Raw genomic sequence first — 17,612 nt, 5'->3', positions numbered from 1 at the left:
AAAACTTCTGCTTATCAAGCATTAGGCGTGAATATGTCACATTTTAAACCTATTTCGGAACAATGCATTAACGTGCATTATTTATAAATTTTGCAAGGGGTGAGGAACACATGCAAAAATCTAAAATGCGTCCAGTTAACATGGGCAAACAAATTCGCATGAGCTACGCTAGAACAGAGGATGGAGTATTAGAAATTCCTAATCTTGTGGAGCTTCAACGTTCATCTTATGAATGGTTTTTAAATGAAGGTCTTAAAGAAGTATTTGAAGACATTTCTCCTATTACTGATTTTAATGGTAATCTCATTTTAGAATTTGTTGATTTTTATTTAGACAGCAAACCAAAGTATACAATTGAAGAATGTAGAGAAAGAGATGCTACTTATTGTGCACCTCTTAAAGTAAAAGCTCGTCTTCATAATAAAGAAACAGGCACAAGTGTTGATAGTGAAGTGTTTATGGGTGATTTCCCACTTATGACAGAAAACGCTACCTTCATTATAAATGGTGCAGAACGTGTTATTGTTAGTCAGTTAGTACGTTCACCAGGTATTTATTATGATATTGCTTTTGACAAAACAGGTAAGAAGTTATTCTCAGCATCAGTTATTCCAAACCGTGGTGCTTGGCTAGAATATGAAACAGACTCAAATGATATTTTTTATGTACGTGTAGACCGTACACGTAAAGTTCCTATTACAGTGCTTTTACGTTCATTAGGTCTTGGCAGCGATGCAGAAATTATCGAGAAATTTGGTGAAGAGCCTAAGATCCTTGAAACAATTCAAAAGGATACAAGTAAGACATATGAAGAAGGTCTTCTTGAAATGTATAAGCGTATACGTCCAGGTGAACCACCTACAGTAGATAGCGCTGAAACACTCCTTAGAAACATGTTCTTTGATCCAAAACGTTACGACCTTGCAAAAGTAGGACGTTATAAATTTAATAAAAAGCTAGCACTTCGTAATCGTGTAATGGGACTTACACTTGCAGACAATGTTATTGATCCTTTCACAGGTGAGATTGTAGCAAGCGAAGGTGATAAAATCACAGTAGCACTTGCAAATGCTATCCAAAATACAGGTATCGAAGCTATTCATGTTAATGTAGCAAACTCAGACAAGCCTATCAAAATTATCACTAACAGAACAGTAGAACTTAACCATTTTGTTGATGTTAATCCAGAAGAGCTTGGTATTAAAGATACAGTATATTATCCAGTTCTTGAAGAAATTTTAGAACAATATCATGATATAGAAGAAATCAAAGCAGAAATTAAAGCTAGAAAAGCTGATCTTATTCCAAAATGTATCACTTTAGATGATATTTTTGCATCTATTAACTATAATATGCATTTAGAATATGAAATTGGTAATACAGATGATATCGACCACTTAGGGAACAGACGTATCCGTGGTGTAGGCGAATTATTCCAAAACCAATTCCGTATCGGTCTTTCTCGTATGGAAAGAGTAGTTCGTGAAAGAATGACTATTCAAGATCAAGAAGCTGTTAGTCCACAAGCGTTTATAAATATCCGCCCAGTGTCATCAGCTATCAAAGAATTCTTTGGTAGTTCACAATTGTCACAATTCATGGACCATAACAACCCACTTGCCGAACTTACTCATAAAAGAAGATTATCAGCTCTTGGACTAGGTGGTCTTTCTAGAGAGCGTGCAGGCTTCGAAGTTCGTGACGTTCACTACTCTCACTATGGGCGTATGTGTCCTATTGAGACTCCTGAAGGTCCAAACATCGGTCTTATCAACTCACTTGCGACATTCGCTCGTATTAATGAATATGGATTTATTGAAGCACCATATCGTGTTATTGATAAGTCAGGACCAGAACCAAGACTTACAGATGAAGTAATTTATATTACTGCTGATGAAGAAGAAAAATACACTGTTTGTCAAGCTACAGAACAGTTTGATGAAGAGGGTTACTTCATTAATAAACGTGTAACTGCACGTCATGCAGAAGATATTCTTGATTATGATTATAAGAAAATAGATTTAATGGATGTATCTACAAAACAAATCGTTTCTGTAGCGACTGCATTAATTCCTTTCCTTGAAAACGATGATGCTAACCGTGCCTTAATGGGGGCGAACATGCAACGTCAGGCAGTACCATTAATTGCTACAAACAGTCCAATCGTAGCAACAGGTATGGAATACAAAATTGGTATCGACTCAGGTGCATTAGCTGTAGCTAGAGAAGATGGTATTGTAGACAAATGTACTGCAAAAGAAATTGTTGTTAAAGATAATGAGGGCAAAAAGCACTCATATAAATTAGAAAAATTTGAACGTAGTAATGCTGGTACATGTATTAACCAAAGACCAGTAGTTAACAAAGGAGATATTGTTAAGAAAGGTGATGTCTTAGCTGATGGACCTTCTACTCAAAATGGTGAACTTGCTCTTGGTCAAAATCCACTTATTGGATTCATGACATGGGAAGGTTACAACTATGAGGATGCTATTCTTCTTAGTGAAAGACTTGTTCAAGATGATATTTATACTTCAATTCATATTGAAGAATATGAAGTTGAAGCACGTGATACAAAAGTAGGACCAGAGGAAATCACAAGGGATATTCCAAACGTTGGTGAAGATACACTTAAAGACCTTGATGAAAGAGGTATTATCCGTATTGGTGCTGAAGTTCGTTCTGGAGATATTTTAGTAGGTCGTGTAACACCTAAAGGTGAAACAGAGCTTACAGCTGAAGAAAGATTACTTCGTGCAATCTTTGGTGAAAAGGTAAGAGAAGTAAGAGATACTTCACTTCGTGTACCTCATGGTGAAGCTGGTATTATCGTAGATGTTAAGATTTTCACTCGTGAAAATGGAGATGAACTTGATCCAGGTGTTAACAAAATGGTTCGTTGTTATATCGCTCAAAAGAGAAAAATCTCTGTAGGGGATAAAATGGCGGGACGTCACGGTAACAAGGGTGTTATCTCGAGAGTACTTCCAGTAGAAGATATGCCATTTCTTCCAAATGGTCGTCCTCTTGATATTGTTCTTAATCCATTAGGGGTACCATCACGTATGAATATCGGTCAGGTACTTGAAGTCCACTTAGGACTTGCAGCTAAAGCCCTTGGCTTCAAGATTGAAACACCAGTATTTAATGGTGCAACAGAGCAAGATATTATGAGTACTCTTGAAATGGCTAACGACTATGTTAACTGGTCATGGGAAGAGTTTGAAGCAAAATGGTCACAAAGAGTTGATGAAAGTGTTATTAAGTATCTTTCTGATAACAGAGATCATAGAGCAGAATGGAAAGGGGTACCACTTGATAGGACTGGTAAAATCCGTTTAAGAGATGGACGTACTGGTGAAGAGTTTGATAACCCTGTAACTGTTGGATACATGCACTACCTTAAACTTCACCATTTAGTTGATGATAAAATGCATGCTCGTTCAACTGGTCCTTATGCAACAATCACACAACAACCACTTGGTGGTAAAGCACAATTCGGTGGACAACGTTTTGGTGAGATGGAGGTTTGGGCACTTGAAGCATATGGTGCTGCATACACACTTCAAGAAATCTTAACAATTAAGTCCGATGACGTGGTAGGCCGTGTTAAAACTTATGAATCTATCGTTAAAGGTGAAAATATACCTGAACCAGGTATCCCAGAATCATTTAAAGTATTACTCAAAGAGCTTCAATCACTTTCACTTGATATTAGAGTATTAACAAGTAATATGACAGAAATTGATATTAAAGAAAGTGTTGATGAAGGTGAAGGCATTGCACCTAACGTTGAAGTATTAGAAGAAATACCAGAGGATGGTTACATTGAAGAAAATATTGATGCCGATGGAGAACTTGATGTAGAACCAGATTTATTCGATGATAATATTGAATTGGATTTTGAGCCTGAAGACGACATAATCTTCGAAGAGGATGGATTAGGTGATTTAGATTTATAAAAGTATGAAGGGAGTGCGTAGCATGTCAAACTTGGATCAATCTATCTATTTTGAACAAATTAAGATAGGACTGGCTTCCCCTGAAAAAATCCGCGAGTGGTCACGAGGAGAAGTAAAAAAACCAGAAACAATTAATTACCGTACACAAAGACCGGAAAGAGATGGTCTCTTCTGCGAAAGAATTTTCGGGCCTAGCAAAGACTGGGAATGTCACTGTGGAAAGTATAAGAGAATTAGATATAAAGGCGTTATTTGTGACCGTTGTGGAGTAGAGGTTACAAAAGCTAAAGTTAGACGTGAGAGAATGGGGCATATTGAACTGGCTGCCCCAGTATCTCATATTTGGTACTTTAAAGGTATTCCAAGTAGAATGGGTCTTATCTTAGATATCACTCCAGGTAAACTTGAGAAAATTTTATATTTCGCAGCTTACATTGTACTAGACCCAAAAGATACTGGGCTTGAGTATAAAGAAATCTTAGGCGAAAAAGAATACAGAGAAGCGGAAGAAAAATATGGCCCAGGCTCATTCGTAGCAGAAATGGGTGCTGAAGCTATTAAGAAATTACTTTCTGACATTGATTTAGAAGCAGAAAGTATTGATCTTAAGGCTCAACTTAAAACAACAACAGGTCAAAAGAGAATTCGTGTTATTAAACGTCTTGAAGTTATTGAAGCATTCCGTTTATCAGATAATAAACCTGAATGGATGATTATGGACGTTGTTCCAGTTCTTCCACCTGACCTTAGACCTATGATTCAACTTGATGGTGGACGTTTTGCTACATCTGACCTTAATGACCTCTATAGAAGAGTTATTAACCGTAACAATCGTCTTAAAAGATTACTTGATTTAGGTGCACCTAATATTATTGTAAGAAATGAAAAACGTATGTTACAAGAAGCTGTTGATGCCCTTATTGATAATGGTCGTCGTGGTAAACCAGTAACAGGACCTGGTAACAGACCACTTAAATCACTTTCAGATATGCTTAAAGGTAAATCAGGACGTTTCCGTCAAAACTTACTTGGTAAACGTGTTGACTACTCAGGACGTTCGGTTATCGTAGTTGGACCAAGCCTTAAAATTTATCAATGTGGTCTTCCAAAAGAAATGGCGATTGAGCTCTTCAAACCATTTGTTATGAAAAAATTAGTATCTGATGGTATTGCACACAATATCAAAAATGCTAAGCACATGATTGAAAGATTACAACCACAAGTTTGGGATGTTTTAGAAGAAGTAATCAGAGAACATCCAGTAATGCTTAACCGTGCACCAACACTTCACAGACTTGGTATTCAAGCATTTGAACCAATCTTAGTTGAAGGTCGTGCGATTAAACTTCACCCACTTGTATGTACAGCTTACAACGCTGACTTCGATGGTGACCAAATGGCTGTTCACGTTCCTTTATCAGTTGAAGCACAAGCTGAATGTAGATTCTTACTTTTAGCACCAAACAACCTTCTTAAACCTTCTGATGGAGCACCAGTTGCAGTACCATCACAAGATATGGTTCTTGGGACATACTATTTAACACTTAAAAAAGATGACGAAGAGTATGCTACTGAAGGAGAAGTAGGGGCTCTTACTGACAAAGATGAAGTTGAGAAAGTAACAAAAGAAGATGGCACAGTAGTTTGGGTTAAACGTCAAATTGGTGCGCACAAAATCTTCCATGATGAAAAAGAAGCATTACTTGCTTATGATAATAAAGTTATTACACTTCATGCACCGATTAAAGTAAGACGTACTTTAATGATTAATGGTGAAGAACAAATGGGTCTTACAGATACAACTGCAGGACGTATCATTTTCAACGAAATCGTACCACAAGACCTTGGTTTTGTAGATAGAAGTAAAGAAGAAAACACATTTAAATATGAAGTAGATTTCTTAGTTGGTAAAAAAGAACTTGGTAAATTAATCAAGAAATGTATCAATACACATGGTGCTACTGAGACAGCTATCTTCCTTGATAATGTTAAGGATCTTGGTTACAAGTTCTCTACAAGAGGATCACTTACTGTATCTGTATCAGATATGGTTGTTCCAGAGGAGAAACAAGGCTTCTTAGATGAAGCTCAAGCAGAAGTAGATCATGTAACAAAACTCTTCAGACGTGGTCTTATGACAGATGAAGAACGTTACAATAAAGTTATCCAAGCATGGAATAAGGCTAATGATAAGATTACAAAAGCCCTTCTTGATAATCTTGGTAAATACAATAATATCTACATGATGGCACACTCTGGTGCCCGTGGTTCTACTAACCAGATTAAACAGTTAGCTGGTATGCGTGGTCTGATGGCATCTACATCAGGTCGTACAATCGAGCTTCCTATTAAAGCTAACTTCCGTGAAGGTCTTTCTGTTCTTGAATACTTCATCTCAGCGCATGGTGCGCGTAAAGGTCTTGCCGATACAGCACTTAGAACAGCTGACTCTGGATACCTTACACGTCGTCTTGTTGACGTATCTCAAGACGTTATCATTCGTGAGGAAGATTGTCATGAGCATGCACCAAATGAACCAATCCCAGGTATGTGGGTGTCTGCATACAAAGATGGTGCAGAAGTTATCGAACCACTAAATGAACGTTTAGCTGGTCGTGTAGCAGCTGATGATATTGTTCACCCAGAAACAGGTGAAGTAATTGTACCAGCAAATCAAATGATTAAACCAAACCAAGCTGATTATATCGAAGAAATCGGTATTCAAAAAGTTCGTATCCGTAATGTCCTTAGATGTAAATCTAAGATTGGTGTTTGCGCTAAATGTTACGGTGCCAACATGTCATCTGGTAACCAAGTAAGAATTGGTGAGTCTGTTGGTATTATTGCAGCTCAATCTATCGGTGAACCAGGTACACAGCTTACAATGCGTACTTTCCATACAGGAGGTATTGCTGGAGATGATATCACACAAGGTCTTCCTCGTGTTGAAGAGTTATTTGAAGCACGTAAACCAAAAGGACTTGCAATCATCTCTGAAATTAATGGTGTTGTTACAATTACTGATAACAAGAAAAAGCGTGAAGTTACAGTAACTGATAATGAAACAGGCAATGTAAAATCATATGTAATCCCTTATGGTTCAAGAATTAAAGTACAAGATGATATGTATGTTGAAGCAGGGGATGAACTTACAGAAGGTAGTGTAAATCCACATGATATCCTTAAAGTTAAAGGTATCCTTGGTGTACAACATTACATGATTCAAGAAGTTCAACGTGTATACCGTCTTCAAGGTGTAGATATCAACGATAAGCACATAGAGGTTATCGTTCGCCAAATGCTTAAGAAAATTAAGATTGAGGAAAGTGGAGATACTGGATTACTTCCAGGAAGCTCTATCGATATCTTAGAATTCGAAGAGGTAAATAAAAAAGCAGAAGCAGAAGGTTTAGAGCCAGCAGAAGGTAAAAATGTATTACTTGGTATTACAAAAGCTTCTCTTGCTACTGAAAGCTTCTTATCAGCAGCTTCCTTCCAAGAAACAACTAAAGTTCTTACAGAAGCAGCAATTAAAGGTAAAACTGACCCACTTATCGGTCTTAAAGAAAATGTTATCATTGGTAAACTTATTCCAGCCGGTACAGGTATGGATAGATATCGTAAACTAGATATTGAAATGGTAACAGAATAAATTATAAAACCCCTCTTAAGTTTATTTAAACTTAAGAGGGGTTTTATAATTATTTTTCATAGTCTAGGAAAGTTCTACTTTTGTATAAAAATAGAATTTTCCTAGACTATAAGGGGTGCAGGGAAAGTATTTCCTGCCGTATTCAGGAGGGTGCTCAGCTGACATGTTTTTTGTCAGCGCCGCAGGGAACCTAGGGTTTCCTAGCGGAAGAAATGTGGACGCTAGTCCACTTTCTTATCGTAGGTAAGCGAACTATCAGTGGACATGATAGGAATTTTATCGCCTAAATAAGTAGGCTTAGGATTAAATAATGAATAACAGAAATCTTTAACACGTGCCAAGTATTCTCTAGCTTCAAAATATTTAATGTTGGGATATGAAAGTATATCCGCTTTTACGCCGTAGGCTTCAATACCCCTACCATTTGCTAAATAAACAGCTCTCTTAAGATGATAATCTTGGGTTACAATAATAGCCTTGTTAACTTCGAATATTTCTTTTGCGCGATACATAGTTTCGTAGGTACTAAAACCTGCATGATCCAGATAAATTTGTTTTGTAGGAATACCTAGACTAATAAGATAATCTTTCATGGCATTAACTTCATCATAATTTTTTTGTCCATGGTCACCAGATACTAAAATTTTTAATTGAGAGTTATTTTTATAAATAGCATAAGCTGTATCTAATCGATCTTTTAAAATACCAGATGGATTACCATTTGAATGAACTTGTGCACCTAATACAATAATAACGCCAGAATCTAATAAAGGTGTATCATTTGGGGAAGAGTAAATGTAAGTATTAGCAGTATTAATCATATAGAGATTGATAAGTAGTGAAGCTAAAAAAGTAAAAAAGCCTAAACCTATAATAAATACTAGAGTGCGTAAAGTATATGTAAGCAAAGTTTTCTTTTTCATGTATTCCTCCTTAGTAATGTGTTAAATTTATAGTAACAAATAGATTAGAAATAAACAATTAAAAATCTGAATAAATAGATAATTAAGAAACATATTAAAGGATGTTTCAATTAATAAGTACAATTATAGGCAGCATTAATATAAGACTGATAAAATACATTGTAAATAAAATAAAGGAGCAAAATGTGTATAGAACAAGGATAGAATGGAAAGGTTGGATATTCGAAATACCAGATATAGAACAAAGATTTGGCAAGACAAGAGTAGAGGTGCATAAAGATGATATAGAAGAAGTGTTTTATATAGAAGAACAATACTTATCTGAACCGATTTGTGATGAGTTATATGAGAAATACCTGTATGTATATGAGGGATAGAGGGGTAGAAGTCTTAGCTTGTATACATTAATTAAAGTATAGTTTATGCAATAAACTAGCAGATATTAAATGATAAAGACATGGAGAATGTAATTTATCCTTATATATGTATATAAAATTTATAGCGTCGTATAAAAAAAGAGTTTTTAGTAAACAATTTAGATGTAGGCAAAATCAATTACTAAACTATAATAAATATACTATAAATAAAAGAACCACCAAGATAAAGGAGAATTAACATAATTTACTTAGAGAAAAGCAAGGATGAATGCGTTATAATTGTAAATGCCCCAGCTACACAAAAGTAATAAAGAAAACAAAATAATTCTTGACAACTAAGACTTAGAGTGATAGACTAGGTCAGTGTGTAATAGTATGCATAAAAATGAACCTAAAGGGGGATTTATGTTGTACGATTTGGAAAACACAATTCAAATTGTGGGGACAAAACAAACGATCAAACATCTTGAAAAAGGTGATGCTAAAGTTGTATTTGTCGCTAAAGATGCCGATGACCGTGTTACGGGTCAGGTGGTAGAGCTTGCAAAAGCGAAAAATGTACAAGTTGAATTCGTTGATACAATGAAAGAACTTGGCGAAAAATGTAACATAGAAGTAAAAACTGCAGTAGCAGCAATTATCGCGTAAGGAGGAGGTGCCAGAATGCCTACATTTAACCAATTAGTTCGTAAAGGCAGAAAAGAAATCGAGAAAAAATCAACTGCGCCAGCGTTACAAAAAGGGTTCAACTCTTTAAGAAAACGTCCTACAGATATCTCTTCACCACAAAAAAGAGGTGTTTGTACAGCAGTTAAAACAGCTACACCTAAAAAACCTAACTCAGCTCTTCGTAAGATTGCCAGAGTTCGTTTAACAAACGGGATTGAAGTAACAGCTTACATTCCAGGTGAAGGTCATAACCTTCAAGAACACAGTGTAGTATTAATCCGCGGAGGTAGGGTAAAAGACTTACCAGGTACACGTTACCATATCGTTCGTGGTACTCTTGATACAGCAGGTGTTGCGAACAGAAAACAAGCTCGTTCAAAATACGGTGCTAAGAGACCAAAAGTTAAAAAATAATCTAAGAAATGAATTGGTGCCCAACTTACGATAAAAAGCTGACTAGTCAGATTTTAAATAGATGAGTGGGCACGCACGATCCTCGTTAATGAGGACGAGTACCGATGATATTTCGAATGAAATTAGTTAAGGAGGGAAGACCGTGCCACGTAAAGGACATGTAGCAAAAAGAGACGTATTAGCTGATCCTATGTACAACAGCAAGTTAGTAACAAAGCTTATTAACAACATTATGCTAGACGGTAAAAGAGGAAAAGCTCAAAAAATAGTATATGGTGCGTTTGACATCATTGCAGAAAAAACAGGTAGAGATGCATTAGAAGTTTTCCAAGAAGCTTTAGAAAACATCATGCCAGTATTAGAAGTAAAAGCACGCCGTGTAGGGGGTGCAACTTACCAAGTACCTATGGAAGTTCGTCCAGAAAGACGTCAAACATTAGGACTTCGTTGGTTAACAGTTCACACACGTAAACGTGGTGAAAAAACTACAACTGAAGCTCTTGCAGCTGAGTTATTAGATGCACTTAATAACACAGGTGGATCAGTTAAGAAAAAAGAAGATACACACAAAATGGCAGAAGCAAACAAAGCATTTGCTCACTACAGATGGTAGGCTATTTAATTTAAAGGAGGAAATACCTTGGCAGGAAGAGAATATCCACTTGAGCGTACCAGAAATATTGGTATCATGGCTCATATCGATGCAGGTAAAACAACTCTTACAGAACGTATCCTTTTCTATACAGGTAGAAACCATAAGATTGGTGAGAGCCATGAAGGTACTGCTACTATGGACTGGATGGAACAAGAGCAAGAACGTGGTATCACAATCACATCCGCTGCAACAACTTGTTTCTGGTTAAATAACCGTATCAATATCATTGATACTCCTGGACACGTTGACTTTACTGTAGAAGTTGAGCGTTCATTACGTGTACTTGATAGTGCTGTAGGCGTATTCTGTGCAAAAGGTGGGGTTGAACCTCAATCTGAGACAGTATGGCGTCAAGCTGACAAATACCACGTACCACGTATGGCGTTTGTAAATAAAATGGATATCATGGGTGCTGACTTCTTAAGAGCAGTAGGCATGATGAGAGAAAGATTAGGGGCAAATGCTGTTCCTATCGAATTACCAATCGGTGCAGAAGAAAACTTTGTTGGAGTAATTGACTTATTCAAAAACAAAGCATTCATCTACAAAGACGATTTAGGTAAAGAAATTGAAGAACAAGAAATCCCAGCAGATATGGCTGAAATGGCTGCACAATATCGTGCTGAGATGATTGAAGCAATTTGTGAAACTGATGAAGAATTAATGATGATGTACCTTGAAGGTGAAGAAATTGGTGAAGAACAACTTCGTGCGGCTCTTCGTCAAGCAGTTATCAACGTACAAATCATTCCAGTTCTTTGTGGTTCGGCTTACAAAAACAAAGGGGTACAAAAATTACTTGATGCTATCGTAGAATTTATGCCAGCACCAACAGATATCCCAGCTATTAAAGGTGTTAATCCTGAAACAGGAGAAGAAATGGACAAACATTCATCTGATGATGAACCATTTGCTGCTCTTGCATTCAAAATCATGACTGACCCATTCGTAGGGAAGCTTGCTTTCTTCCGTGTGTACTCAGGAAGCATTTCATCAGGATCATATGTTCTTAACTCAACTAAGAACAGAAAAGAACGTTTAGGCCGTATCTTACAGATGCATGCTAATGAACGTAAAGAAATCTCTGAAGTTTACTCTGGAGATATCGCTGCTGCTGTAGGTTTAAAAATGACTACAACAGGTGATACATTATGTGATGAAGATCACCCAGTAATTTTAGAGTCAATGGAATTCCCAGAACCAGTTATTCAAGTTGCTATTGAACCTAAAACTAAAGCTGGACAAGAAAAAATGGGACTTGGTCTTGCAAAACTTGCAGAAGAAGATCCAACATTTAAAACTTGGACAGATGAAGAAACAGGTCAAACAATCATTGCAGGTATGGGTGAGCTTCACCTTGAAATCATCGTTGACCGTTTAATGAGAGAATTCAAAGTAGAAGCTAATGTAGGTGCACCTCAAGTTGCATATAAAGAAACAATTGCTAAAGATGTTGACGTTGAATCTAAATACGTTAAACAATCTGGTGGTAGTGGTCAATACGGTCACTGTAAAGTTCGTTTCTCACAACTTGACCCTAACTCTGAACACACTTACGAATTCGTAAGTTCAGTAGTTGGTGGATCTATTCCTAAAGAATACATTCCAGCTGTTGACAAAGGTATCCAAGAAGCTATGAATGCTGGTCCTTTAGCTGGATTTAAAGTTCTTGGTGTTAAAGCAGACTGTTATGATGGTTCATACCACGATGTCGATTCATCAGAAATGGCATTCAAAATTGCTGGTTCTATGGCATTCAAAGATGCTATGAAAAAAGCAGGTGGTGTACTTCTTGAACCTATCATGAAAGTTGTTGTAACAGCTCCAGAAGAATATTTAGGAGATGTTATCGGAAGTCTTAACTCACGTCGTGGACGTATGGAAGGTATGAACGCAGTTGGTGGCGGACAAGAAGTTAGAGCATTCGTTCCTCTTGCAGAAATGTTCGGATATACAACTGACCTTCGTTCAAGAACACAAGGTCGTGGTAACTCATCAATGGAATTCGACCATTATGAACCATGTCCAAAAAATATCCAAGACAAAGTAATTTCAGACCGTAGAGGTAACTAATTATCTTAAAAAGGATATTAACAAAATAAATCATTTGCAGCTACTTGAAAAGTAGCTGCAAATTGAATATAATCAAATTATCTGAGAAAAACTCAGCCGAAATTAAAGGAGGAAATGACAAATGGCTAAAGCTAAATTTGAAAGAACCAAGCCACACGTTAACATTGGTACAATCGGACACGTTGACCATGGTAAAACAACATTAACAGCAGCAATTACAAAAACTCTTCACGAAAGATATCACTTAGGTGAAGCAGTTGACTTCGCAAATATTGATAAAGCTCCAGAAGAAAGAGAACGTGGTATCACAATTTCTACAGCTCACGTTGAATATGAAACTCCAGCTCGTCACTATGCTCACGTTGACTGTCCAGGACATGCTGACTACGTTAAAAACATGATCACAGGAGCAGCTCAAATGGATGGTACTATCCTTGTTTGTGCAGCTACAGATGGTCCAATGGCTCAAACTAGAGAGCATATCTTATTATCTCGTCAAGTTGGTGTACCATACATCGTTGTTTTCTTAAACAAATGTGATATGGTTGATGACGAAGAATTATTAGAATTAGTTGAAATGGAAATCAGAGACTTATTAAGCTCTTACGATTTCCCTGGTGATGATACTCCAATCATCCGTGGTTCAGCTCTTCAAGCACTTAACGATCCAATGGGTCCATGGGGAGATAAAATCGTTGAATTATTCGAAATCATTGACGAATATATCCCAACTCCAGAACGTGCTGTAGACAAACCATTCTTAATGCCAGTAGAAGACGTATTCTCTATCACAGGTCGTGGTACAGTTGCAACTGGTAGAGTAGAATCAGGTGTTCTTAAAGTTCAAGATGAAGTTGAATTAGTAGGTATTCATGAAGAAACTCGTAAAGTAGTTTGTACAGGAGTAGAAATGTTCCGTAAACTTCTTGACCAAGCTGAAGCTGGTGACAACATCGGTGCTCTTCTTCGTGGTATCCAAAGAACAGAAATCGAAAGAGGGCAAGTTCTTTGTAAACCAGGTTCAATCACACCACATACAAAATTCAAAGCTCAAGTATACGTTCTTAAAAAAGAAGAAGGTGGCCGTCATAAACCATTCTTCTCTCACTATAGACCACAATTCTATTTCCGTACAACTGACGTAACAGGTGTTATCGAGTTACCAGAAGGTACAGAAATGTGTATGCCTGGGGATAACGTAGAAATGACTATCGAGCTTATCCATCCAATCGCTATGGCACAAGGTTTACGTTTTGCTATCCGTGAAGGTGGTAGAACAGTAGGTTCTGGTGCTGTTGCATCAATCATTGAGTAATCTCTGATTATTTGATTATAAAAAGACACATCTTAGGATGTGTCTTTTTTTAAATCTATAATCACTGAATAATAGATAAAGGAATGATGAAGAATATAGGCTTACCATAGGCGTAAGGAGTAATGATGGCAAGGTAAATTCTTAAGAGTGAAGAAGGTGCAGAAACTAATATGTATTCTTGATTCCTCATGTAGAGTCTACAGATGGAAGAAATTATGATTTGAACATCATTATAAAAGCGTGTAGAATATAAATCGTTAAAGAAACGAAAAGGTTAAAAAGTAAATAGCTATTATATAGGAAGAAACTCATTTTTATTACAATAGGCGTATGAAAAATAATGCATAAATTACCAGAATAAAATTGTAAAAAAAATAAAAAAATCCTTGTCATGTACAAGAAGATAGTATATAATAAATACGTTGTGACATTGAGAACTATGATCCAGGAGGTTACGCATCGCAAGATGGATTTCTGGGGAGCGAATGTCAGGTTCAAGAAACCAGGCGGCAGGTCACTGTACTATATTGAATAGGTGTTAGGCGTGTCCATAGTTATATGGAAATGCTTGATATAAGTTTGCGCTTATTAACACCAGCAGAGTGTACAGTCACCACTAGTCGTACTAGGTTCAAAAAAGTACGAAAAGGAGGGGACTTTTTTTATGGCAAGTCAAAAAATCCGTATTACATTAAAAGCTTATGATCACAAATTAATCGATCAAACAGCTGCACAAATCGTAGAGATCGCTAAAAAAACTGGCGCTCAAGTAAGTGGACCAATCCCACTTCCAACTAAAAAAGAAGTTGTAACAATTCTACGTGCTGTACACAAATACAAAGATTCTCGTGAGCAATTCGAACAAAGAACTCACAAAAGACTTATCGACGTAGAAGCAACACCAAAAACTGGCGATGCTCTTATGAGAATTGATTTACCAGCTGGTGTAGATATCAAAGTTGACGCTAAATAATTTTAGCAAACTTGATAACAAACGGACGGTTAAATAATCGTCTAGTATGATTACCCGAAGATGGTAATCCGCTGTAGATATTAGGAGGTGCAAGAAATGAAAAAGGCAATTTTAGGTAAAAAAATTGGTATGACTCAAATTTTTGATGAAAACGCAAACCTAATTCCTGTAACAGTATTAGAAGCAGGTCCATGTGTTGTAACTCAAAAGAAAACTATGGAAAATGATGGTTACGAAGCAATTCAAGTTGGTTTCGGTGAAGTTAAATCTAAACACGTAATCAAACCAGTTGCTGGTCACTTCGCAAAAGCTGGCGTTGAGGCTAAAAAATTCTTAAAAGAATTCAGATTAGAAGATACAAGTGCTTATGAAGTTGGAACAGAAATCAAAGCTGATGCATTTGCTGCTGGAGACAAAGTAGATGTAGTTGGTACTTCAAAAGGTAAAGGTTACCAAGGCGCTATCAAAAAATATGGTCAATCTCGTGGACCAATGGGACACGGTTCTAAATCACACAGAGTAGCAGGTTCTATGGGTGCTGCAACAAGCCCAGGACGCGTTATGAAAGGTAAAGGCCTTCCATCACACATGGGTTGTGTACAAGTAACAGTACAAAACTTAGAAGTTGCACGTGTAGATGCAGATAAAAACTTAATCTTAATTAAAGGTGCAGTACCAGGACCAAAAGGTACAATCATCACTATCAAAGATAGCTGTAAAGCTTAAGGATAGCGAGAAAGGAGGAAATTAGTAATGGCAAAAGTAGCTGTATTAAATATGACAGGCGCACAAGTTGGAGAAGTTGAATTAAACGACTCAATTTTTGCGGTAGAAGTTAAAGAACACTTAGTACACCAAGCAGTAGTTGCACACCTTGCAAACAGACGTCAAGGTACACAAAGTGCTAAAACTCGTGCAGAAGTACGTGGTGGTGGTAGAAAACCATGGAAACAAAAAGGTACAGGTAGAGCAAGACAAGGTTCTATTCGTGCAGTACAATGGGTAGGTGGTGGAGTTGCATTCGCACCAAAACCAAGAAATTACTCAATTAAAGTGAATGCTAAAGAAAGAAGATTAGCTCTTAAATCAGCTTTAACAAGCAGAGTAAACGAGTCTAAATTCATCGTTCTTGATTCATTAGAATTAGCAGAAATCAAAACAAAAGCTATGGCTAATGTTTTAGAAGCTCTTAAATTAAATAAAGCTTTAATCGTTACTGAAGGTGAAGCTAGCAAAAACGTTATGTTATCAGCTAAAAACATCCAAGGTATTAAAACAGCAGCTGTAAACAATATTAATGTATACGACATCTTAAAATACGATACATTCGTAGTAACTAAAGATGCTCTTAATAAAATCGAGGAGGTGTACGCATAATGGCAGACTTAAAATTTTATGACGTCATTTTAAAACCAGTTGTTACAGAGAAATCTATGAACAGCATGGCTGAGAAAAAATACACATTCCTAGTTGAAAAAAGTGCTACTAAAGCTCAAATCAGAGAAGCAGTAGAAAAAATGTTCGAAGGAACAAAAGTTGAGAAAGTAAATACAGCTAACTACGATGGAAAAACAAAACGTCGTGGAAGAACAGTTGGTAAAACAAACGCTTACAAAAAAGCAATCGTTAAACTTACAGCTGAAAGCAAAGACATTGACTTTTTCCAAGGAATGTAGTTTAATAGAAAAAGATGAAACACACGGCTAAGTGTAAAAGAATCGTGTAAATTAATCGATTGAAAGGAGTGAACACGATGGGTATCAGAAAATTTAGACCATATACCCCTTCAAGAAGACATATGACTTCTTCAACATTTGAAGAAATCACTAAAGCATCTCCTGAAAAATCTTTATTAGTAACTTTAAAGAAAAACTCAGGTAGAAACAATCAAGGGAAAATCACAGTACGTCACCGTGGAGGCGGCGCTACAATTAAATACAGAATCATCGACTTCAAACGTAATAAAGATGGTGTTCCAGCAAGAGTAGTAGGTATTGAATATGATCCAAACAGATCAGCTAACATTGCATTACTTGCTTACGCAGATGGTGAAAAACGTTACATCTTAGCTCCATTAGGACTTAATGTAAATGACACTATTATGAGCGGTGAAACTGCAGAAGTACGTATCGGTAACTGTCTTGAAATGAAAGATATGCCAGTAGGTGCTACAATTCATAACATCGAGATGAAACCAGGTAAAGGTGGACAACTTGTTCGTGCTGCTGGTATGTCAGCTCAGCTTATGGCTAAAGAAGGTAAATACGCTACAGTTAAATTACCATCAGGAGAAATGAGATTACTTCCAATCAACTGCCGTGCTACAATCGGTCAAGTTGGAAACATCGATCACGAACTTATCAACATTGGTAAAGCAGGACGTAAACGTCACATGGGTATTCGTCCAACAGTTCGTGGTTCTGTAATGAACCCTAACGATCACCCTCACGGTGGTGGTGAAGGTAGATCACCAATCGGTAGACCAAATCCATGTACTCCATGGGGTAAACCAGCTCTTGGATATAAAACAAGAAAGAAAAACAAACATTCTAATAAATATATTGTACGTCCACGTAACAAAAAATAATAACGTGGTTGC

14 protein-coding genes are annotated in these 17,612 nt (G+C 36.8%); 13 read left to right on the top strand and 1 reads right to left on the bottom strand.

The features are described 5' to 3' along the window. Positions 1–110 precede the first annotated feature (110 nt). On the top strand, positions 111–3,962 hold the full coding sequence (rpoB, locus tag CLOLE_RS17860; RefSeq protein WP_013658516.1) for a DNA-directed RNA polymerase subunit beta: 3,852 nt from the start codon (positions 111–113) through the stop codon (positions 3,960–3,962). Positions 3,963–3,984: 22 nt separating this feature from the next. Next, positions 3,985–7,614: a DNA-directed RNA polymerase subunit beta' gene (gene rpoC / locus CLOLE_RS17855; RefSeq protein WP_013658515.1), complete on the top strand. Its 3,630-nt coding sequence runs from the start codon at positions 3,985–3,987 to the stop codon at positions 7,612–7,614. A gap of 221 nt (positions 7,615–7,835) precedes the next feature. Here the strand turns inward: rpoC and CLOLE_RS17850 are convergent, their stop codons facing one another. Further along, complete coding sequence (locus tag CLOLE_RS17850; protein WP_013658514.1) at positions 7,836–8,537, bottom strand: SanA/YdcF family protein; 702 nt, start codon at positions 8,535–8,537, stop codon at positions 7,836–7,838. Between the two features lie 185 nt (positions 8,538–8,722). Here CLOLE_RS17850 and CLOLE_RS17845 point away from each other — a divergent pair, with 185 nt between their 5' ends. The 11 genes from CLOLE_RS17845 (at position 8,723) to rplB (ending at position 17,600) form a co-directional block, all read left to right on the top strand. Continuing rightward, a complete protein-coding gene (locus tag CLOLE_RS17845; RefSeq protein ID WP_013658513.1) occupies positions 8,723–8,914 on the top strand; it encodes a hypothetical protein in 192 nt (63 codons plus the stop codon). A gap of 375 nt (positions 8,915–9,289) precedes the next feature. After that, positions 9,290–9,562 carry a ribosomal L7Ae/L30e/S12e/Gadd45 family protein gene (locus CLOLE_RS17840; protein WP_242825751.1) on the top strand — a complete coding sequence of 91 codons (273 nt, stop codon included), beginning with the start codon at positions 9,290–9,292 and terminating at the stop codon, positions 9,560–9,562. A 15-nt stretch (positions 9,563–9,577) separates the two neighbouring features. Then, entirely contained in the window at positions 9,578–9,997 is a 420-nt protein-coding gene (gene rpsL, locus CLOLE_RS17835; protein WP_013658511.1) for a 30S ribosomal protein S12, read from the top strand. A 142-nt stretch (positions 9,998–10,139) separates the two neighbouring features. Then, positions 10,140–10,610, top strand: a complete 471-nt coding sequence (rpsG, locus tag CLOLE_RS17830) for a 30S ribosomal protein S7 (protein WP_013658510.1) — start codon at positions 10,140–10,142, stop codon at positions 10,608–10,610. A gap of 27 nt (positions 10,611–10,637) precedes the next feature. Then, positions 10,638–12,725 (top strand): elongation factor G, encoded by a 2,088-nt coding sequence (gene fusA / locus CLOLE_RS17825; RefSeq protein ID WP_013658509.1) that lies wholly within the window; start codon positions 10,638–10,640, stop codon positions 12,723–12,725. A gap of 121 nt (positions 12,726–12,846) precedes the next feature. Next, on the top strand, positions 12,847–14,040 hold the full coding sequence (gene tuf / locus CLOLE_RS17820) for an elongation factor Tu (RefSeq protein ID WP_013658508.1): 1,194 nt from the start codon (positions 12,847–12,849) through the stop codon (positions 14,038–14,040). Positions 14,041–14,704: 664 nt separating this feature from the next. Next, on the top strand, positions 14,705–15,013 hold the full coding sequence (gene rpsJ / locus CLOLE_RS17815) for a 30S ribosomal protein S10 (protein ID WP_013658507.1): 309 nt from the start codon (positions 14,705–14,707) through the stop codon (positions 15,011–15,013). A gap of 96 nt (positions 15,014–15,109) precedes the next feature. Beyond that, positions 15,110–15,739 (top strand): 50S ribosomal protein L3, encoded by a 630-nt coding sequence (gene rplC, locus CLOLE_RS17810; RefSeq protein ID WP_013658506.1) that lies wholly within the window; start codon positions 15,110–15,112, stop codon positions 15,737–15,739. Positions 15,740–15,766: 27 nt separating this feature from the next. Beyond that, positions 15,767–16,390, top strand: a complete 624-nt coding sequence (rplD, locus tag CLOLE_RS17805) for a 50S ribosomal protein L4 (RefSeq protein ID WP_013658505.1) — start codon at positions 15,767–15,769, stop codon at positions 16,388–16,390. After that, positions 16,390–16,689, top strand: coding sequence for a 50S ribosomal protein L23 (rplW, locus tag CLOLE_RS17800; protein WP_013658504.1), 300 nt, complete (start codon positions 16,390–16,392; stop codon positions 16,687–16,689). The genes rplD and rplW overlap by 1 nt, the downstream gene beginning before the upstream one ends. Positions 16,690–16,766: 77 nt before the next feature. Then, a complete protein-coding gene (rplB, locus tag CLOLE_RS17795; RefSeq protein WP_013658503.1) occupies positions 16,767–17,600 on the top strand; it encodes a 50S ribosomal protein L2 in 834 nt (277 codons plus the stop codon). Positions 17,601–17,612 lie beyond the last annotated feature (12 nt).

This window comes from Cellulosilyticum lentocellum DSM 5427, from assembly GCF_000178835.2.
Classification (GTDB): Bacteria; Bacillota; Clostridia; order Lachnospirales; family Cellulosilyticaceae; genus Cellulosilyticum; species Cellulosilyticum lentocellum.
The sequence above is the reverse complement of the archived record's forward strand: the minus strand, read 5'-3'. Positions and strand labels throughout refer to the sequence as shown.